At 61.0% G+C, this 20,563-nt stretch carries 17 protein-coding genes; 13 read left to right on the top strand and 4 right to left on the bottom strand.

Annotated elements, in window-relative coordinates; genetic code table 11:
- The first annotated feature begins 24 nt into the window (after positions 1-24).
- The 9 genes from AB7M22_RS11345 (at position 25) to AB7M22_RS11385 (ending at position 10,507) form a co-directional block, all read left to right on the top strand.
- Complete coding sequence (locus AB7M22_RS11345; protein ID WP_123359465.1) at positions 25-981, top strand: ABC transporter permease; 957 nt, start codon at positions 25-27, stop codon at positions 979-981.
- Positions 978-1,853: an ABC transporter permease gene (locus tag AB7M22_RS11350; protein WP_192344681.1), complete on the top strand. Its 876-nt coding sequence runs from the start codon at positions 978-980 to the stop codon at positions 1,851-1,853. The genes AB7M22_RS11345 and AB7M22_RS11350 overlap by 4 nt, the downstream gene beginning before the upstream one ends.
- A 1-nt stretch (position 1,854) precedes the next feature.
- A complete protein-coding gene (locus AB7M22_RS11355) occupies positions 1,855-3,696 on the top strand; it encodes an ABC transporter ATP-binding protein (RefSeq protein WP_454186341.1) in 1,842 nt (613 codons plus the stop codon).
- Positions 3,693-4,001, top strand: coding sequence for a (2Fe-2S)-binding protein (locus AB7M22_RS11360; protein ID WP_454186342.1), 309 nt, complete (start codon positions 3,693-3,695; stop codon positions 3,999-4,001). Before AB7M22_RS11355 ends, AB7M22_RS11360 begins: the two co-directional genes overlap by 4 nt.
- Positions 3,983-5,374, top strand: a complete 1,392-nt coding sequence (locus AB7M22_RS11365) for an FAD-dependent oxidoreductase (protein WP_454186343.1) — start codon at positions 3,983-3,985, stop codon at positions 5,372-5,374. The genes AB7M22_RS11360 and AB7M22_RS11365 overlap by 19 nt, the downstream gene beginning before the upstream one ends.
- On the top strand, positions 5,371-6,540 hold the full coding sequence (locus AB7M22_RS11370) for an NAD(P)/FAD-dependent oxidoreductase (protein ID WP_454186344.1): 1,170 nt from the start codon (positions 5,371-5,373) through the stop codon (positions 6,538-6,540). Before AB7M22_RS11365 ends, AB7M22_RS11370 begins: the two co-directional genes overlap by 4 nt.
- Positions 6,537-7,694 carry an acetylornithine deacetylase gene (gene argE / locus AB7M22_RS11375; RefSeq protein ID WP_454186345.1) on the top strand — a complete coding sequence of 386 codons (1,158 nt, stop codon included), beginning with the start codon at positions 6,537-6,539 and terminating at the stop codon, positions 7,692-7,694. Before AB7M22_RS11370 ends, argE begins: the two co-directional genes overlap by 4 nt.
- A gap of 240 nt (positions 7,695-7,934) precedes the next feature.
- Positions 7,935-9,392: an NAD-dependent succinate-semialdehyde dehydrogenase gene (locus AB7M22_RS11380; RefSeq protein WP_454186346.1), complete on the top strand. Its 1,458-nt coding sequence runs from the start codon at positions 7,935-7,937 to the stop codon at positions 9,390-9,392.
- Positions 9,393-9,427: 35 nt separating this feature from the next.
- Positions 9,428-10,507 (top strand): tartrate dehydrogenase, encoded by a 1,080-nt coding sequence (locus AB7M22_RS11385; RefSeq protein WP_454186347.1) that lies wholly within the window; start codon positions 9,428-9,430, stop codon positions 10,505-10,507.
- A 104-nt stretch (positions 10,508-10,611) separates the two neighbouring features.
- On the opposite strand, the gene AB7M22_RS11390 is transcribed toward AB7M22_RS11385, so the two are convergent.
- On the bottom strand, positions 10,612-10,836 hold the full coding sequence (locus AB7M22_RS11390; RefSeq protein ID WP_008012287.1) for a YgdI/YgdR family lipoprotein: 225 nt from the start codon (positions 10,834-10,836) through the stop codon (positions 10,612-10,614).
- A gap of 224 nt (positions 10,837-11,060) precedes the next feature.
- On the opposite strand from AB7M22_RS11390, the gene AB7M22_RS11395 reads away from it, so the two are divergent.
- From AB7M22_RS11395 to AB7M22_RS11405, 3 genes are all read left to right on the top strand, one after another.
- Positions 11,061-12,713, top strand: a complete 1,653-nt coding sequence (locus tag AB7M22_RS11395; protein ID WP_454186348.1) for a VRR-NUC domain-containing protein — start codon at positions 11,061-11,063, stop codon at positions 12,711-12,713.
- Positions 12,710-14,977, top strand: a complete 2,268-nt coding sequence (locus AB7M22_RS11400; RefSeq protein ID WP_454186349.1) for a helicase C-terminal domain-containing protein — start codon at positions 12,710-12,712, stop codon at positions 14,975-14,977. The genes AB7M22_RS11395 and AB7M22_RS11400 overlap by 4 nt, the downstream gene beginning before the upstream one ends.
- 99 nt (positions 14,978-15,076) lie before the next feature.
- Positions 15,077-16,996 (top strand): PAS domain S-box protein, encoded by a 1,920-nt coding sequence (locus tag AB7M22_RS11405; protein WP_454186350.1) that lies wholly within the window; start codon positions 15,077-15,079, stop codon positions 16,994-16,996.
- A gap of 135 nt (positions 16,997-17,131) precedes the next feature.
- Here the strand turns inward: AB7M22_RS11405 and AB7M22_RS11410 are convergent, their stop codons facing one another.
- The 3 genes from AB7M22_RS11410 to AB7M22_RS11420 all read right to left on the bottom strand — a co-directional run bounded on the left by AB7M22_RS11410 (position 17,132) and on the right by AB7M22_RS11420 (position 19,827).
- Positions 17,132-17,608: a hemerythrin domain-containing protein gene (locus tag AB7M22_RS11410; protein ID WP_454186351.1), complete on the bottom strand. Its 477-nt coding sequence runs from the start codon at positions 17,606-17,608 to the stop codon at positions 17,132-17,134.
- A 205-nt stretch (positions 17,609-17,813) separates the two neighbouring features.
- Positions 17,814-19,160, bottom strand: a complete 1,347-nt coding sequence (locus AB7M22_RS11415) for a cation:proton antiporter (RefSeq protein WP_454186352.1) — start codon at positions 19,158-19,160, stop codon at positions 17,814-17,816.
- A 55-nt stretch (positions 19,161-19,215) separates the two neighbouring features.
- Positions 19,216-19,827 carry a Yip1 family protein gene (locus AB7M22_RS11420; RefSeq protein WP_454186353.1) on the bottom strand — a complete coding sequence of 204 codons (612 nt, stop codon included), beginning with the start codon at positions 19,825-19,827 and terminating at the stop codon, positions 19,216-19,218.
- 171 nt (positions 19,828-19,998) lie between these two features.
- Between AB7M22_RS11420 and AB7M22_RS11425 the strand changes: the two genes are divergently transcribed.
- Positions 19,999-20,511, top strand: a complete 513-nt coding sequence (locus tag AB7M22_RS11425; RefSeq protein WP_454186354.1) for a CinA family protein — start codon at positions 19,999-20,001, stop codon at positions 20,509-20,511.
- Positions 20,512-20,563: the final 52 nt, after the last annotated feature.

Here is a 20,563-nt window from a genome sequence, read left to right on the forward strand (position 1 = left end):
GGGATATTGCATGAGGGCAGGGCGATGAATAGCAACACACTGTGGTTGATCGGCCGGCGCCTGGGCGCGGCGGTCGTGACCTTGTTGATCGTGTCCATGGTGGTGTTCGCCATTACGGCGGTACTGCCGGGGGACGCGGCGCAACAGGCGCTCGGGCAATTCGCCACGCCGGAACAGGTGGCGGCCTTGCGCCTGAAACTGGGGTTGGATCAACCCGGTGTGGTGCGTTACCTGCATTGGTTGATGAACCTGCTCAGCGGTGACATGGGGCAGTCGGTGTCCAACGCGATGCCGGTCAGCGACCTGATGGCCGGGCGCGTTCCCAACACGCTGATGCTGGCGGCCGTCACGGCGCTGGTGTCGGTGCCGGTGGCGCTGATCCTCGGCATCGGTTCGGCCATGGGCCGGGGTGGGCGCATCGACAGTTTCCTCAGCTTTGTCACCCTGGCCCTGGTCGCGGTGCCGGAGTTTCTGGTGGCAACCCTGGCGGTGCTGATCTTTGCGGTGAACCTGGGCTGGCTGTCGGCGTTGTCCTATGCCAGCGACATTACCTCACCCCTGCAATTTCTACGCACCTACGCCTTGCCGGTGATGACGTTGTGCTGCGTGATTGTTGCGCAAATGGCGCGCATGACCCGGGCGGCGGTGATCGATCAACTCGACAGCGCCTACGTGGAAATGGCCCGGCTCAAAGGCGTGAGCCCGATGCGAATCGTCCTGCGCCATGCCTTGCCCAATGCCATCGGGCCGATTGCCAATGCCATCGCCCTGAGCCTGTCCTACCTGCTGGGCGGGGTGGTGATCGTCGAGACGATCTTCAACTATCCCGGCATCGCCAGCCTGATGGTCGATGCGGTGACCAACCGCGACATGGCGCTGGTTCAGGCCTGCACCATGCTGTTTTGTACGGCGTACCTGGGGTTGGTGCTGATTGCCGACCTGTGCGCGATTCTTTCCAATCCGAGGCTGAGAAACCAATGAACGATCTCATTGCGAAATCGGCGCCTGCCGGACCCGAACTGGCGCTGGGCAAAGTCTCCCATGGGCCGTCGTGGCTCGGCCTGGTCGGCGCTGCGATGTGTGTGATCTGGTTGCTGGTGGCCATCTTCGGCCCTTGGCTGGCGCCGCACCCGGTGGGCGAAGTGATCTCCGACAACGTCTTCGATAGCCTCAGCGCGGCCTACCCGCTGGGCACCGATTACTTGGGCCGCGACATGCTCAGCCGCATTCTCGTTGGTGCGCGGTTCACCGTGGGCCTGGCGCTGGTTTCGGCGGTGCTGGCCAGCACACTGGGTACCGGTTGCGCGCTGCTGTCGGTGGTTTCGCCGAAGTGGCTGGACGAGGTGATCAGCCGTTTGATGGATGCCTTTATTTCCATCCCGAGCAAGATGCTGGCGTTGATCATGGTCTCGGCTTTCGGCTCCTCGGTGTTGTTGCTGATCTGCACCGCGGTGCTTAGTTTCACTCCGGGCGCGTTCCGCATTGCCCGCAGCATGGCAGTGAATATCGAAGCGCTGGAGTACGTGCAAGTGGCCCGCACCCGTGGCGAGCGTCGGCTGTACATCGCCTGTGTGGAAATCCTGCCGAACATGCTCAACCCGGTGCTGACGGATTTGGGGCTGCGCTTCGGTTTCATCGTGCTGCTGCTCAGTGGCATGAGCTTCCTTGGCCTGGGTGTGCAACCACCGGATGCCGACCTTGGTTCATTGGTGCGCGAGAACATCGGCGGCCTCAATCAGGGCGCGCCGGCCATCGTGATTCCGGCGCTGGCCATCGGCACCCTGACCATTGGCGTGAATCTGTTCATCGACCGACTCTCGTCACGGCGTAGTCGACGTGCGGGAGGTCATTGAAATGAGTGATTTGATTCGAGTCGAAGACCTGCGCGTGGTCGCCTGTGGTGAGCGCGGCGAGGTGGAAATCGTCAAGGGCGTGAGTTTCTCTCTGGCCAAAGGTGAAGTGCTGGCGCTGATCGGTGAGTCCGGCTCCGGCAAGACCACCATCGCCCTGGCGCTGCTCGGCTATGCCCGGCGCGGCTGCCGATTGGCGGGTGGGGTGGTGCAGGTCGGCGAACACGACATGCTGGCGTTGAGCGAAAGCGAGCTGCAAGGCCTGCGCGGTAATCGGGTGTCGTATATCGCCCAGAGCGCCGCCGCCGCGTTCAACCCGGCGAAAAAGCTGATCGACCAAGTGGTCGAAGGCGCGCTGATTCATGGTCTGGGCAGCCGTGCGGTGCTTGAAGCCAAGGCCATCGAACTGTTCCGCGACCTGGCCCTGCCGGATCCCGATCACATCGGTCAACGTTATCCGCATCAGGTGTCCGGTGGGCAGTTGCAACGAGTGATGGCGGCCATGGCGCTGATCAGCGATCCATTGCTGGTGGTGCTCGACGAGCCGACCACCGCCCTCGACGTGACCACCCAGATCGACGTACTGCGCGCCTTCAAACGCGTGGTCCGCGAGCGTGGCGCGACGGCGGTTTATGTGTCCCACGACTTGGCGGTCGTAGCGCAAATGGCCGATCAGATCGTCGTGCTCAACGGCGGGCAGATCTTCGAACAGAGCGCCACCGCGCCGCTGCTCAAAGCCCCGACCCACGAATACACCCGCAGCCTGTTGCTGGCAGCCCGCCCGGACACGACGATCCGCCCACCTTGCGGCATCGCCGAAGAAACACCACTGCTGACTATTCAGGGCCTGACCGCCGGTTACGGCAACAAGAACCTGCAAGGCATGCCGGCAATCCGCGTGCTGGAAGACATCGACCTGACCGTGCGTCGAGGCCAGGCCATCGGGGTGATCGGGGAGTCGGGTTCCGGCAAGTCGACCCTGGCGCGGGTGGTGGCCGGGTTGCTGACGCCAGCATTGGGCGGCCTGACCTTCGATGGCCAGCCACTGGGCGGGAGCCTGTCCGAGCGTACTGACGAGCAATTCCGACGGATTCAAATGGTGTTCCAGAACGCCGACACCGCGCTCAACCCAATGCACAGCGTCGGCACCATCCTGAGCCGTCCGCTGAAGATGTACTTCGGCCTCAAGGGCGCCGCACTGCGCGAGCGGATTGGCGAACTATTGGACCTGGTGCGCCTGCCGCGAGCCATGGCCGAACGACGCCCGAATGAACTCTCCGGCGGGCAAAAGCAGCGGGTCAACCTGGCGCGGGCCCTGGCGGCGAAACCGGACCTGATCCTCTGCGATGAGGTGACCTCGGCGCTGGACACCGTGGTCGGCGCGGCGATTCTCGAACTGCTGCGCGATCTGCGCCAGCAACTGGGGGTGTCGTATCTGTTCATCAGCCACGACATTTCCACGGTGCGGGCGCTGTGCGACGACATTGTGGTGATGTACAGCGGCCACAAGGTTCAGGCCGGCACTCGGCAGTCTTTCGCCCAGGCACCGTTTCATCCCTACACCGACCTGTTGATCCATTCGGTGCCGGAGCTGCGACAGGGTTGGCTGGAAAACTGCGGCACCACTTGCGGCACGCTGCCGCCGATCGGCGCCAAGGCCAATGTGCCAGAGCTGTGCACCTTCCTCAGTCGCTGCCCGGTGCGGGTCGACGGCCTGTGCAATCGCACCGCGCCGAACCGGCGGATCATCGACGGCGGCAGCGAAATCCTTTGCCATCACGACAGTGCCGAGTTGCTGAAAACTCAGCGGGACCTAACCACCATGAGCCTGGGAGCCTACGCATGAAGGGGCGTTTTGTGAGGCTGGCCGAGCAGGGCCGGCCGACCGTCAAACTGACGGTGGACGGTTCGCCTATCGAGGCATTGCAGGGCGACACGCTGATGGTCGCGTTGCTGACCCAGGGTTCGGCGTTGCGCCAGTCGGAGTTCGATTCGGGCCGTCGCGCCGGCTTCTGCCTGATGGGCGCCTGCCAGGATTGCTGGGTCTGGACTCGCAGCGGCGAACGCCTGCGTGCCTGCTCCAATGAAGTCCATGAAGGGCTGGACATCGTCACCACACAACCGGAGGCGATATGGCCACTGCACGGCTGAGCACTCATCGGGTGGTTATCGTCGGTGCCGGGCCGGCCGGCATTCGTTGTGCCGAAACACTGTTGGCGGCGGGCCTCAAACCGATCCTGATCGACGAGAATCGCCGGGATGGCGGGCAGATCTACCGTCGCCAGCCCGAAGGGTTTACCCGGGATTACGTCACCTTGTATGGCACCGAAGCCGCCAAGGCCAAGGATTTGCATCAGAGCTTCGACCGTTTGCGCGGGCAGATCGACTACCGCCCAGACACCCTTGTGTGGAACCTGACGCCGGGGCAATTGTGCTGCGTCAGCCAGGGCAAGCACTCGACGGTGGATTACGACGAACTGATCCTGTGCACCGGCGCCACCGACCGCTTGATGCCGATTGAAGGCTGGCAGTTGGCGGGCACTTACAGCCTCGGCGGGGCGCAGATCGCACTGAAATCCCAGGCGGTTTCCATTGGTCATCGCGTGGTGTTCATGGGCAGCGGGCCGTTGCTGTATCTGGTCGCCAGCCAATACGTCAAGGCCGGGGCCACGGTCGCGGCGGTACTCGACACTTCGCCGCTGAGCAAACGCATCGGCGCCTTGCCCAAGTTGTTGGCGCGCCCGGGATTGCTGTTCACCGGGATGAAACTGCTGGCGCAGCTTTATCGGGCGAAGATCCCGCTGCACTTGGGGATCACCCCCCTGCAAGTACTGGGTGACGCCGCCAGTGGGGTCAGTGGGGTGCGTATCAGCACGGCGAAAGGCGAAACCCTGACGATCGATTGCGATGCCGTGGCCTTGGGTTATCACTTGCGCCCGGAAACCCAATTGGCCGACCTGGCCGGTTGCCGCATGCGTTTCGACGAAGCCTCCAGCCAGTGGTGGCTGGCCGTCGATGAAGCGGGCCGCACCTCAGTCAGCGGTGTGTATGCCGCCGGGGACGGGTCGAAGATTCGCGGTGCCGATGCCGCCGAGCACGCCGGGCGACTGGTGGCCATGGCGTTGCTGGAAGATTTGCAGCAACCGGTGAACATCGGGTTGCGTGACGAACAACGGCACGCGCTGGCGGTGATGGATGAGTTTCGCCTCGGCCTGGCCCAGGCGTTCCCATGGCCAGCGGCACAAGCCAAAGCCTTGCCGGATTCCGCCATCGTCTGCCGCTGCGAGATGATCAGTGCCGGCGAGTTGCGCCGCACCGTGAGTGAGAAGGGCGCCTGTGAAGTCAATCGGGCCAAGGCCTTCAGCCGAGTAGGCATGGGCCGCTGTCAGGGCCGTTATTGTTCCCAGGCCGGGGCCGAAGTGATTGCCGCCGCTGCGGGCGTCAGCGTGCAACAGGTCGGCCGGCAGCGTGGTCAAGCGCCGGTGAAACCCCTTTCGATGCTCACCGAGGAGGTGTCGCCATGACGCTACAAAAAGCCGATGTGGTGATTGTCGGCGGCGGCCTGATGGGCTCGGCGGCGGCGTTTTTCCTGCGCCAGCGCGGGCAGTCGGTGATTCTGCTGGAGCGCGACCAGATCGGTCAGTACGCCAGCGGCGTGAACTTCGGCAACGTCCGGCGTCAGGGGCGCTTCCTCGGGCAACTGGAATTGGCCAACCGTTCCTGGGCGCTGTGGAAACGCTTGCCGGAGTTGATCGATGACGACCTTGAGTTCATCGCCAGCGGGCACATGCGCGTGTGTTATCGCGAAGACGAAATCCCTGAGCTTGAAGCCTACGCGGCAGCGCCCGAGGCGGCGCAGCTGGACTTGAAGATCTATCGCGGCGCCGAGCTGCACGAGCGCTTTCCGTTCCTCGGGCCGGATGTGAAAGGCGGCTCTTACGCGCCCCACGATGGCCACGCCAATCCGCGACTGGCCGCTCCGGCATTTGCCCGGGCAGCACGCCGCCTCGGTGCGCGGATTGAAGAACAGACCGAAGTCGCCGACGTGCAGAAAGTCGGCGGCGAGTTCACGGTGACCACCACCGATGGCCGTCAATTCAGCGCCGAGCGTTTGCTGATCACGGCCGGCGCCTGGGGCCAGAAACTCTCGGCACAGTTCGGCGAGCCGGTGCCTCTGGACACCCACGGCCCGCAAATGGCCGTGACCGAGCCAGTGCCTTACGCCTTGCCGACGGTGATTGGCGTGTACACCAAAATTCCCGAAGAAGTGATCTACTTCCGACAGATCCCGCGCGGCAACATCATCATCGGCGGCGGTTACCGGAGTAAACCGGACATGCTCAACCGCCGCGCCTATGTCGAGCCGCGCAGCATTCTCAATCAGATGGAGCAGATGCGTCGCTTGCTGCCGGGTGTTGGCAACTTGAACATCATCCGCGTGTGGAGCGGTATCGAAGGCTACCTGCCCGATTCCCTGCCGGTGATGGGGCCGAGCGGCAACGTTGACGGCTTGTACTACGCGTTCGGCTTCTGCGGCCACGGCTTCCAGCTCGGCCCCGGCGTCGGCGACGTGATGGCTGAACTGATCAGTACCGGCAGCACGAGTACCTCGATCGGGCCGTTCTCCATCAGTCGGTTCGCCCCTTCAGCCGAGCAACGGACAACTGAGAAAAGGAGCAGGGCCTCATGAAACCCCGTGTACTGGATATTCTCAAGCGCCTGATGGCCTTCGACACCGTGTCGTCAGAGTCGAACATGGCCCTTATCGAGTACGTGCGCGACCTGTTGCTGAGCAAGGGCATCGAGTCGCTGATCGTCAAGGACGAAACAGGCAAAAAGGCCAACCTGTTCGCCAGCACCGACCCCAAGGAATTGCCGGGGATTTTGCTCTCCGGGCACACTGACGTGGTGCCGGCAGCGGGGCAGGCCTGGACCTTTCCAGCGTTTCAGGCGACGGTGCAGGACGGCCGGATTTACGGCCGTGGCAGTTGCGACATGAAGGGTTTTATCGCGTTGGCCATCGACGCCATGCTCGATGCCGCCGACCATTCCTTGAGCCGACCACTACAAATCGCCCTGTCCCATGACGAAGAGACTGGTTGTGTGGGGGTTCGACGTCTGCTCGACGTGTTGCACCTGGCGCCGGTGCGGCCGTTTCTGTGCCTGATCGGTGAGCCGACCAACATGCAGTTCGTGCTGGGGCACAAGGGCAAAGGCTCTTACCGCACTTATTGTCGTGGGTTGGAAGCCCATTCCTCCTTGGCACCGCGTTCGGTCAATGCGATTCACGTCGCCTGCGATTTCATCGCGGCACTGCGTCAGAGCCAGCAGCAACTGCAAGCGCAGGGCGCGCAGGATGCCGACTACGACGTGCCTTACAGCACCGTGCATGTCGGACAGATTGTCGGCGGCAAGGCGCTGAACATCGTGCCGAACCTGTGCACTCTGGATTTCGAAGTACGCAACTTGCCGGCGGACGATCTGGATCAGTTCCTGGAGCAGATGCGCGAGCGGGCCGAAGTGATCGTGCGCGAGGCGAAAAAACTGTCCAGTGTCGCAGCAATCGAAATTGAAACGGTCAACGTCTATCCCGGCCTCGATACCCACCCGAGCGTCGAAGCGGTACGCTTCCTGAAGAACTTCGCCGCCCCGGACACCGGTACCGCCAAAGTCTCGTTCGGCACCGAGGGCGGGTTGTTCAAGCAGCGTCTGGATGTGCCAGTGGTGGTCTGCGGCCCGGGTTCGATCGAACAGGCGCACAAGCCGGACGAGTTTATCGAGATCAGCCAGATGCAGGCCGGCGAGCGGTTTTTGGATGGCCTGCTCGGTTCCCTGAAACTGTGATTTACCTTGTGGGAGCGGGCTTGCCCGCGATGGCGGCCTGTCAGTCAACATCAATGTGGAATGTCAGTCCCTCATCGCGGGCAAGCCCGCTCCCACAGGTTTTTTTGTTTGCCCTGGAACTCGGTAGAGCCTGCCGTCCCACCGCAAATTTCAGCATCCAACACTGCCCATCAGACGCTTTCAGCATCCTCATCCGTGGCATCTCCCTAGACTGGAAATGTCTCGGATCAGGACTCGACCATGCTCAAGAATCGTTTGAAAGACCCCAGCCTTCTGGCAGAACTTGCTTATGTCGACGGGCAGTGGATCGGCGCCGATAACGCCGCGACCCTGGACGTCATCGACCCGGCCACCGGCCAATTGCTCGCCCGAGTCCCGGCCATGCAAGGCACGGAAACCCGGCGCGCCATCGAAGCCGCCGAACGCGCCTGGCCTGCATGGCGTGCACGCCCGGCGGCGGAACGAGCGGCTCTGCTGGAGCGCTGGTATCAGGCGATGATCGACAACCTCGACGACCTCGCCTTGATCATGACCTGTGAGCAGGGCAAACCGCTGAACGAGGCCAAGGGCGAAATCCGCTACGGCGCCGGCTTCGTCAAGTGGTTCGCCGAAGAGGCCCGTCGGGTCTACGGCGAAACCATGCCGGCCCCTAGTGGCGACCGGCGCCTGCTGACGCTCAAACAACCGGTGGGTGTGTGCGCTGCGATCACCCCGTGGAATTTCCCCAACGCGATGATCACTCGCAAGTGCGCGCCGGCCCTGGCAGCCGGGTGCCCGATCATCGTCAAACCTTCGGACCTGACCCCGCTATCGGCCCTGGCCCTGGCGGTGTTGGCCGAACGCGTCGGCATCCCGGCCGGGGTGTTCAACGTGTTGACCGGGATGCCTGCGGGCATCGGCGAAGAGCTGACGGGCAACCCGACGGTGCGCAAGATTTCCTTCACCGGTTCCACCGCTGTCGGTCGGCTGCTGATGCGTCAGAGTGCCGAACACATCAAGCGCTTAAGCCTGGAACTGGGCGGCAACGCGCCATTCATCGTGTTCGACGACGCCGACCTGGAACAGGCCGTCGCCGGCATCATGCTCAGCAAGTTCCGCAATGCCGGCCAGACCTGCGTCTGCGCCAATCGCATCCTGGTGCAGGACGGCATCTACGAACGCTTCGCCCAGCGCTTGGTGGAAGAGGTGGGCAAGCTCAAAGTCGGCAATGGTTTGGACGCCGACGTCACCATCGGCCCGCTGATCAACCCGGCGGCGGTGAGCAAGGTCGCCCGGCACATCGACGACGCCCTGAGCCAGGGTGCGCGGTTGCTCTGCGGTGGTATTCCCGAGGGGGACAGCCAGTTTGTGCAACCGACCGTCCTCGGCGACACCCACGCCGGCATGCTCCTGGCCAACGAAGAAACCTTCGGCCCGGTGGCGCCGTTGATGCGCTTTACCGATGAAGCCGAAGCCCTCGCGTTGGCCAATGCCACGCCCTATGGCCTGGGCGCCTACTATTTCACCCAGGACTTGCGTCGCTCATGGCGGTTCGGCGAGGCGCTGGAGTTCGGCATGGTCGGTCTCAACACCGGGATCATTTCCATGGAAGTCGCGCCGTTCGGCGGCATCAAACAGTCGGGCCTGGGGCGCGAAGGCAGCAAGTACGGCCTGGATGAATACCTTGAAGTCAAAGCCTTCCACATTGGTGGGCTGTGACACCGATTGCACAGCCATTTTGCGAGGCATGATTAATGAGTAAACCATTCAGAATCGCCGCGATTGCCGGCGATGGCATCGGCAAGGAAGTCCTGCCGGAAGGGTTGCGAGTATTGGAGCGGGCCGCAAAAAAGTGGCAGCTCGATTTGAGCATCGAAGTGCTCGACTGGGCTCACTGCGATTACTACCTGGAACACGGGCAGATGATGCCCGATGACTGGTTCGACCAACTCAAGGGCTTCGACGCGATTTACTTTGGCGCCGTAGGTTGGCCGGACAAGGTGCCGGATCACATTTCCCTGTGGGGTTCGCTGCTGAAGTTTCGCCGCGACTTCGACCAGTACGTGAACATCCGCCCGGTGCGGCTGTTTCCCGGCGTGCCGTGCCCGCTGGCCGGGCGCAAACCGGGCGACATCGATTTCGTGGTGATCCGCGAGAACACCGAGGGCGAGTATTCGTCGGTCGGCGGCAAGATGTTCGAAGGCACCGAGCATGAATTCGTGCTGCAAGAGTCAGTGTTCACCCGACGTGGCGTCGACCGGATTCTCAAGTTTGCCTTCGACCTGGCCCAGACCCGACCGCGCAAGCGCCTGACGGCGGCGACCAAGTCCAACGGGATTTCCATCAGCATGCCGTACTGGGACGAACGCACGGCGTTGATGGCCGCGCAGTACCCGGACATCACCTGGGACAAGCAACACATTGACATCCTGTGCGCGCGTTTTGTGCTGCAACCGGACCGCTTCGATGTGGTGGTGGCGTCGAATCTGTTTGGCGACATCTTGTCCGACCTGGGACCTGCCTGCGCCGGCACCATCGGCATTGCACCGTCGGCCAACCTCGATCCCGAGCGGCGTTTTCCGTCGCTGTTCGAGCCCGTACATGGCTCGGCCCCGGACATCTACGGGCGCAACATCGCCAACCCGATCGCCATGATCTGGTCCGGTGCGTTGATGCTGGATTTTCTGGGGAACGGTGATGAGCGTTATCGCGCCGCGCACGACGGGATTGTGCAGGCGATCGAACGGGTGATTGCCGAGGGGCCGATCACGCCGGACCTGGGCGGGAAGGGCTCGACCCAAGAGGTCGGAAAGGCGATTGCACAAGCGTTGTAGGAGCGAGGCTTGCCCGCGAAGAACGATGACGCGTAATACCTGAAAAACCGCGGTGCATTCTTCGCGGGCAAGCCTCGCTCCTACAGGTTTTGCGTTTAACGTGGTCAGTCTTCCTTGCGAACCGTGGCCACGTCATCGGCCCGGACTTTCACTTTCGCCCCGGAAATATCTTCAAACTCAAAGAAGCCGTCCTTGGTTTTGGTGTTTGGCATGTCCTTGGTCAAATACTGGGTGCCGTTTTGCAGGGTCACAACCGTTGGCGTCGAGCAACCGGCCAGGGCCAGAAAGGCCGCTACTGCCAGGGGCAAACCCAGAGTCTTGATATTCATACACACCTCTCATCACTGAAAAAAAACAGCGCGACAGCCCCGCTTGAGGTCAATCGTCGCTGTGCCTCTAACGCGGTTGGTGCGATGGAATGGCAGAAAGTTCGATGGTCACCCGAAATTTGCCGAATAGCGTCGCCACTGATCCTTTTCCGTTTGCACCGGGTGGGGCATAGCTGGTATCTGTACGCATAACCAGTACTCGTTTGCCATGGCCCTTTTTGCCCGTGATTGTAAATCCTCTCGACGACCCGTTCTATTACTTGAACAACTTCATGCAAGTGCTTGATTGGCTTGAGCATCGCTATGTCGATGTATTGAGCGTCGAGGAACAGGATTTCATCCGCGACTTCAATCGATTGCCCCGCGAGTCCCAAGCCTTGCTGGTCAGACTGGTGATGCGCAAGGGTGTGCATTTCAGGGCCGGCAAACTGAGTTACGTCGAGATCGGCGACATCGACAACGCTGCGGCGCCGTTGCTGGCATCGGGCTGGATCGACCAGCAGTCGCCATTGCACATCGAGGACTTGTTCGAGGTACTGCTCAAGGCCGAGATTCTCCAGTGCTTTGGCAGCGCCATCGATCAGCCGAAAGGCAAAAAGACCGATTGGCTGCCGGCCCTGAGCGAGCAGTTTCCCGAGGCGCAAAGTTTTGCCCAGTGGTGTCCGGCACTGAATGATCGATTGTTCAGCGTGACCGTCATGGGCCTGTGCGACCGGCTGCGGCTGATGTTCTTCGGCAATCTTTACCAGGACTGGTCGGAGTTCGTGCTGGCCGACCTGGGCATCTTTACCTACGAGAAGGTCGAATTCTGCGCCGAGTCCAGAGGCTTGCGCAGCCGCGAGGATGTCGACGCCTGCCTGTTCCTGCACAGCTGTCAGCAGCGTTTCGAGGCGGGTGAAGACGTGGCGGCGATTGTCGAGCAGATCAACGGGCTGCAACTCGACAATCCCTGGCTGCAAAGACGTCGGGGCAAACTGCTGTTCCAGATCGGTCAGCACTGCGAGCGCGTCGCGGATTTTTCCGCAGCCCTGAGCCTGTACCGCGAATGCGCCTACCCCGGCGCGCGTCTGCGGCTGATTCGCGTGCTGGAGCGCTGTGCTGAATACCAACTGGCGATGGACCTGGCCGCCCACGCCGAACAAGCCCCTGAAAGCGCTGCCGAGCATCAGCATCTATCGCGTGTGCTGCCCAGGCTGCGGCGCAAACTGGGCGGGCCGCCGATCAAGCGACCAGCCCCTCGGGCCATGCAGCGCCTGGACCTGCAACTGCCCAGGCACGATCCGGCGTTGTCGGTGGAGTCTTACGTTCAGGCACACCTGGAGCAGGAGTCGGCGCCGGTGCATTACGTCGAGAACAGCCTGATCAACTCGCTGTTCGGGCTGCTGTGCTGGCCGGCGATCTTCGCGCCGTTGCCGGGGGCGTTTTTTCACCCGTTCCAGCGCGGTCCGGTGGACCTGCTCCACGAAGACTTTCATGCGCGGCGCGCGGATCTGTTTCAAGCCTGCCTCGCCGAACTCGATGACGGGCGTTATGTGCACACTGTCCGCGAGCGTTATAGCGCCAAGTGGGGCGTGCAGTCGCCGTTCGTATTTTGGGGCGCACTGAGCGAGGAACTGTTGGAGCAGGCGCTCGACTGTCTGCCTGCCGAACACCTCAAGCACTGGTTCAATCGTCTTTTGCTCGACATCAAGGCCAACCGCGCCGGCATGCCGGACTTGATCCAGTTTTGGCCGCAAGACAAAACCTACCGGATGATCGAAGTCAAAGGCCCCGGCGATCGGTTGCAGGACAATCAATTGCGCTGGCTGGAGTTCTGTCACGAGCACCAGATGCCGATCGCCGTCTGCTACGTGCAATGGGCGGAGCAGGGCGCGTGAGCTACAGCATTGCGGTGCGGGCGCTGTGTGAATTCACCGCCAAGGTTGGCGACCTCGACCTGCGTTTCACTCCGTCGCCGACCGCGCTGGAGGGCATCGTCGGGCATCGCACCGTGGCCTCACGGCGCAGCGAGGGTTACCAGAATGAAGTCGCGCTTGAGGGCCAGTATCGGACCTTGACCGTGCAAGGTCGGGCAGACGGCTACGATCCGGCGCAAAACTGCCTCGAAGAAATCAAGACCTACCGTGGCGACCTGAGCAAACAACCGGCCAACCACCGGCAGCTGCACTGGGCGCAGGCGAAGATCTACGGTGGGTTGATGTGCCAGAAACTGCAGCTGGAACGCATCAATCTGGCGCTGGTGTACTTCGACATTGTCAGCGAAAAGGAAACCTGTCTGGTCGAGGCTTTCAGCGCCGCCGAACTACAGCTGTTCTTCGAGCACCATTGCGGGTTGTTCCTGCACTGGGCCGAGCAGGAAATGGCCCATCGCGAAGGGCGCAATCTGGCGGCGCAACAGTTGGCATTTCCCCATGCCGATTTCCGTCCCGGGCAGCGGCATCTGGCCGAGTCGGTGTTCAAGGCTGTCAGCACCGGTCGCTGCCTGATGGCCCAGGCTCCGACCGGTATCGGCAAGACCGTAGGCACGCTGTTCCCGATGCTCAAGGCCTTGGCGCCGCAGCAATTGGACAAGGTGTTCTTTCTCACGGCGAAAACTCCGGGGCGCAAATTGGCGCTGGACGCCGCTCAGGTCATCCTCGACAGTGCCGATGCTCCCCCCTTGCGAGTTCTCGAAATGATCGCCCGGGACAAGGCGTGCGAGCACCCGGACAAGGCCTGCCATGGCGAGTCGTGCCCGTTGGCCCAGGGTTTTTATGATCGTCTGCCGGCCGCGCGTCAGGCCGCCAGCCAATTGAGCCTGCTGAACCAGAGCGCCTTGCGCGAGGTTGCCCTGCAGCATGACGTTTGTCCCTACTACCTCAGCCAGGAAATGGCCCGCTGGGCGGACGTGGTGGTCGCCGACTACAACTATTATTTCGACTTCAGTGCGTTGCTGTTCGGGCTGGCCCAGGCCAATAACTGGAACGTCGCGGTGCTGGTGGACGAAGCCCACAATCTGGTAGAGCGCGGCCGGCAGATGTACAGCGCCAGCCTCGACCAGGGGACGTTGAACAGCGTGCGAAAAACCGCGCCTGAGGCATTGAAGAGATCCTTGCAGCGGGTCAATCGCGAATGGAATGCCCTGCATGATCTGCAACTCAGCCCCTATCAGGCCTACGACAAAGCCCCGGAAAAACTGCTTCAGGCGCTGTCCTTGTGCTGCGCGAGCATCGGCGACTACCTGAATGATCACCCTCAGGGCCTGGACAGCGGCTTGCAGAATTTTTACTTCGACATGCTGCAATTCGGCCGCGTGGCTGAACTGTTCGATGAGCATTTCCTGTTCGATATCAGCAAACGCGACCTCGAGCGCAAGCGCAACCTGTCGCAGCTATGCCTGCGCAATGTTGTGCCTGCCGGTTTCATCCGCCCGCGCTTGACCGCTGCGCGCAGCACCGTGCTTTTTTCCGCCACCCTGAGCCCTCGGCATTACTACGCGGATTTGCTGGGAACACCGGCGAACACGGTATCGATTGATGTGGAATCGCCATTTCACGCCGATCAGTTGCAGGTGCACATCGTCAGCCAGATTTCGACTCGCTATGTCCACCGTCAGGCGTCCCTTGAGCCCATCGTCGAGCTGATTGCCAAACAGTTCACCCAGCGCCCTGGCAACTACCTGGCGTTTTTCAGCAGCTTCGACTATTTGCAGCAAGTGGCGCAGTTGCTGGCCGAGCGGCATCCGCACATCACGCTGTGGTCGCAGTCCCGGGGAATGGGGGAAGGGCCGCGTCAGGCGTTTCTCGATCAATTCACCGTCCATAGTCAGGGCGTAGGGTTTGCGGTGCTGGGTGGCGCATTCGGCGAAGGCGTCGATTTGCCCGGCGCGCGGTTGATTGGTGCATTCATTGCCACCTTGGGGCTGGCGCAACTCAATCCAGTCAACGAACAGATGAAACAGCGCATGGCGGCGATTTTCGGTGCCGGGTATGACTACACCTACCTGTTTCCTGGCGTGCAGAAAGTCGTGCAAGCAGCGGGGCGGGTGATCCGCACTCAGCAGGATCAAGGGGTAGTGATGCTGATCGATGACCGGTTTGGCGAGAGCAAGGTCAAGCAATTGCTGCCGCGCTGGTGGTCGATGAAATCGGCGCCTTTTTAGCCTGTTGAGTAGTGTCCTCACCACGTATTGGTTTTTTGGAATTTCCAAACGAGCGGTTTGTCGCATACTCCAGAAGAACAACAATAAGGACAGGGCTCCATGAGCGATGACCGGACCAAGATCAATGCCATCGAGGAGATGCGCTTTCGTCTGCTGATCGATGCCGTGGTGGACTACGCGATCTACATGATTGACCCCGATGGCATCATCACCAGTTGGAACGCTGGCGCCAAGCGTTTCAAAGGGTATGAGGAGGCGGAGATTCTTGGTCAGCATTTCTCGCGTTTTTATACCGAAGAGGACCGCAAGGCCGGTTTGCCTCAGCGCGCCCTTGATACCGCCATTCACGAAGGGCGTTTCGAGGGCGAAGGCTGGCGGGTTCGCAAGGACGGCACGCATTTCTGGTCCCACGTCATCATCGATCCCATTCGCGATCCGTCGGGCAAATTGCTGGGTTTTGCCAAGATCACCCGGGATTTGACCGACCGCAAAATGGCCGAAGAAACCCTCAAGCAAAGCGAGCAGCAGTTCCGGCTGCTGGTGCAAAGCGTCACCGACTACGCCATCTACATGCTCGCCCCTGATGGACGCGTGACCAACTGGAATCTGGGGGCTCAGCGAATCAAGGGCTACCGGCCCGAAGAAGTTATCGGCCAGCATTTCTCGATGTTTTACACCCCTGAAGACCGCGAAGCCGGTGAACCCCAGCGTGCGCTGGAGATCGCTACACGCGAGGGGCGATTCGAAAACAAGGCCTGGCGCGTGCGCAAGGACGGCACGCGGTTTTTCGCGCATGTGGTGGTCGACCCGATTTGGGGCGAAACCGGCACGTTGCTGGGATTTGCCAAGATCACTCGGGACATCACCGAGGTGACCCAAGCCCAGCAAGCCCTTGAGAAAACCCGCGAAGCGTTGTTTCAGGCGCAAAAGATGCAGGCCATCGGTCAACTCAGCGGCGGGATTGCCCACGACTTCAATAATCTGCTGACCGTTATTCTCGGCAATCTGGAAATCGTTCGTAAACGTGCGGCAGACGACCCGAGAATTACCCGTTTGCTCGACAACGCCACTCAAGGCGCCTTGCGTGGCGTTTCCTTGACCCAGCGCATGCTGGCGTTTGCCAGGCGTCAGGAACTAAAGACTGAATCCGTTGAAATACCAGCACTGATACAGGGAATTACCGGGCTGTTGCGCAGCTCCCTGGGGCCTGCGGTGGGCATAGAAACCCGCTTTGCGCCCGAACTCGAGCCGGTGATGGCCGACGTCAATCAGCTCGAACTGGCGGTGCTGAATCTGGCCACCAACGCCCGCGATGCCATGCCCAACGGCGGGAAACTCATCATCAGCGCCCAGACACATGAGGTCCACGATCAGAAGCTGTCCCTGACGGCAGGCCGTTATGTCTGCCTGAGTGTCACGGATACGGGGGAGGGCATGGATGACGCTACCCTGGCGTCGGCCATGGACCCCTTCTTCACCACCAAAGGCGTCGGCAAAGGCACTGGCCTGGGGTTATCGATGGTTCATGGGTATATGGAGCAATTGGGAGGACGCTTCATTCTGAAAAGCCGGAAGGACGTCGGCACCACGGCTGAACTCTGGTTACCCGTTGCACTGGCCAACTCGACCACTACATCCGCTATCGAGGAGGTAGCCATGTCGCGGGTGCCTCGTCTGTGTGTGTTGGTCGTGGACGACGACAGCCTGGTGTTGACCAGTACCAGCCTGTTGCTCGAGGACCTGGGCCATCGGGTGATCAGTGCCTCGTCCGGCGCGCAGGCGCTGGAGCTACTCGACAGTGAACCCGCGATTGACCTGGTCATTACGGACATGGCGATGCCCAAAATGAACGGCGAGCAATTGGCGCAGATTATCCGCAACATCAGGCCACAGCTGCCGATCATCCTCGCCACCGGTTACGCCGAGCGTCTGGAAGGCTTGGCGGCCAGACTCCCACGCCTGTCCAAACCCTTTACCCAACTCAATCTGGTGGAAATCATTGCCTTGGTGATGAAGTGATAGTCGGGGGCAAATTGGACATGGATATGGATATGTAGGAGCCAGGCTTGCCGGCGAAGGCGTCCTTGAGAGCGCCTTCGCCGGCAAGCCTGGCTCCTACGAAAAGCAGTTCGCCGGTCTTTGCTATTCCCCCCATCAAGCCGCGAGATTAGACGCACCCAGTTCTTTTTTGTAGCGGGCTTTCAGGCTTTCCATCTCAACACCCAATTCGTCGAGCGTCGCTTTGCCCAGCAGCTTTTTGGCCTGAGGAAACATCTCCTTTTCCTCTTCTTCGATGTGATGTTCCAGCAGTTCCTTGACCACTTTCACTCGACCGGCGAATTCGACGCTGGAGGGATCGGTGGTTTTCAGGTCGGGAAGCACCAGCGAATCGACGGTGCGATGTTCTTCCTTGGCTTCGTAATACATCACATCCTGTTCCTTGCCCCCGGCCTTTTTATACGCCGGGTACAAGACTTCTTCTTCCAGGCGGGTATGGATCTTGATTTCCATTTCCAGTTTGGCCAGCAACTCGGTGCGTTTTTTCACCCCACGTTCAGTGGACTCGCTCAACTGGGCCAGGATGCCTTTTACGCGCTCATGGTCGGTTTTCAACAGGTCAATGGCGTTCATGGTCAAACCTCTTGTTTAGTCACGGGTCAAGCGCAAACGGTCTTCCTGCCGTTGTCGCTCTCACTGCTGGAGCATTTCTCGTGCCTGTTTCAAATGTTAAGAAAACAAGAATAAAAACAATAGGTTGCGATGATTTTTAACTGGCTTTTATCGTGCAGCCTGCATGAATCCAGTTTGCTGTTCAGTGCAGGTTGACCGACCTTCGTCAGACGTCCTGCTGATTGCGCCGCTCATAACGGGCCAGCATCGGTTGAGTACTGATGCCATGCGCCAGAATGCTGAGCGCCACCACCGACAACGTCAGGTCGGTGCACAGCGTCGCCGCCGCCGGACCGAGATCATGGTTCAAGGCGTAGAACAGGTAATAAAAGCTCCCGATGCCGCGAATCCCGAACCAGCCGATCAACAGGCGCTGGCGGCCGTCCAGCAAGCGCCCCCACGGCATGATCCCTACACACAAGGGGCGAATGGCACAGAACAACACCAGTGCAACCACCAACGCTCGCCAATCCCAATGGCCCACCAGCACCACACCCAGCAGGGTGACCAGAAACACTTCCATGGCCCGTTCCACCAAACTGCCGAATGCCAGCATGTCGCCCATCATGATGCCGGCCGCCACCTGGGTTTCCGGCAAGTTCGCCACATCACCGTGGACGGCAGCCTCAGGTTCGACGTTCTGGTGGCCGACCACCGGTTGCACCAGATGCTCGGCGGGCATCAAAGTGTCACCGGTGGATTTGACTTCGGCCTGGCGCAATCCGAGGCCAGCGGCGAATACCGACAGAAAGCCATAGCCGTTGATCTCCTCGGCCGCGACGTAGGCCAGTGCAATCAGGGCCAGGGCCAGGTAGTCGTTAGGGGAGAGGGTGCTGTCGGCATTCCTGATACGCATCGACAAGGTCAGGCGACCGATGCCGTGACCCATCCAGTAACCGGTGAGCAAGCCGGCAGGCACCGCCCACAGCACACTTTTCAATGCCCACTCACCGAGCCAGGCCTGGCTATCGCCGCTCTGTTGCACAAACAGCAAACCGAGAATCACGAAGGGGAAGGCGATGCCGTCGTTGAGGCCCGCCTCACCGGAGAGCCCGAAACGCACCGAGTCGTAATCCCTGGCGTCGTTGACTTGCACCAGCGAGGCCAGTACCGGGTCGGTAGGGGCCAGAATCGCCCCGATCAGCAACGACGGCCCCCACGCCAGGGCAAAACCGTAATGCAGCAACAGGCAGACGCCAATGATGGTCAAGATCATCACCGGTCCCGCCAGGCCGAACGCCACCCGCCATCGAAGATCCTTCAGCGGCAGGCGCAATTTGAGTCCGCAGACAAACAGCGAAAAGAGCACCGCGACTTCCGTCAGGTGCTCCATCCAGACCGCCGCGTCCTTGATGTCCAGCTTCAGCAAACCCATGCCCGCCGGCCCGATCGCCACGCCCAGCGCCAGGCACACCGCCGACGTGGTCACCGGCATCCAGCGCAGATAGGACGAAGTCAGTGCCAAGGTCAACAGCACCGCACCCAACACCGCCACCCATACAATGAAGCTCATGCCCGGTTCTCGGAGGTGTACCGCCGACCGCCGCCGAATGGCGGACTCAGGAAAGTCAAACGCCAGTCACGCGCAAGTACTCAGGCCCCAGGTAGTTGAACCAGAGCAGAATCATCTCCACCAGGATAGTCACCAGCACCAATAACCCGACACCCCATACGCTCGCCGCATTCAGCAGGCCTTGCTCCTTGCGCTCATGCATGAAGATCGGCAAGCCGACGAACAGCAGAAACGTTGAATAAAGTGAGGCGGCCCCCAGCACCGTGATCGCCAGCCAGCGGCTCGGGTAGAGCCCGGCGATGCCCGCGAGGAAGAACGGGGTGATGGTGTAGGCGGCAAAACCGATGCACTGATTGACGGAGGGGCGTGAGTCGAAGGTGCGCGACATCCAGCGGATGAACAGCCCCATCAGCACCACGCCGACGATGATGCTCAGGTACAGCAGCCCGCAGAGTTGCAGGGCGCTGGTGGTACTGAGCTTGACCGTTTCATTCTCGGCCAGGCTCCAGCCGACGTAGGTAGTCCCGATAAACAGGCACACGGCGGGGATCAAGGCGAGCAACAGCAAATGAGCGAGGTAATGGCGCGGATTGGCTTCCTCTTCCTTACGAATATCTGTCCAGACGAAATTGGGCTGAGTGAACAGCCTGACGAAATGTGCGGACATGACGACCTCCAGATACGAGCGACCCGGCATAGGGGCCCCTAGAAGTATTGAGGTGCGTCCATCGCCGGGGGTTCATTTTTTATCGGGGGGCACCAGGAGCGGTCGGCTGGAGGGAATGTTTACAAACGGCGAAGGTCAACCGAGCAATTCCTCTTGCCTGGGTGCCTGGCCATGAACGTCAGCCAATCCGTCGTCGACTATTTGCGGCAACACGACTTGCGACTGACGACGGCCGAGTCCTGTACTGCAGGAAAAATCGTGACTTTGCTGGCCGAGGTGCCGGACAGCGGAGACCTGATCGAGAGTGGCTATGTGGTTTATTCCCCTGAAGCCAAGCAGCGATTGCTTAACGTCAGCCCCGATACGATCAAAACCTTCAACCTGACCAGTTGCGAAGTGGCGTGCGAAATGGCCTTGGGCGCATTGCGCGACAGCCCCGCCAATGTCGCGGTAACCACCACCGGCATTCTGGGGCCGGAGGATATCGACGGGATTCCGGCCGGCACCGCCTGTTTTGCCTGGGCGTACCAGACCGAGCGAGGGAAGCGCGTATTCACTCACCAGCACCGGTTTTTCGGGTCGCGTAGCCGGGTGCAGTTACTGGCCGCCGAACATGCCTTGAAGCGGGTGTCGTTTTTTCATCAACGTGCATTGGCCGGTGAACAAGGCCAGGTCACACCATGAACGACGGCGGTTCGAGCGCAACGGCAAGATTTCGGTGATCGCTCAAGAGCCC

It is taken from the genome of Pseudomonas sp. ADAK2 TE3594 (assembly GCF_053628675.1).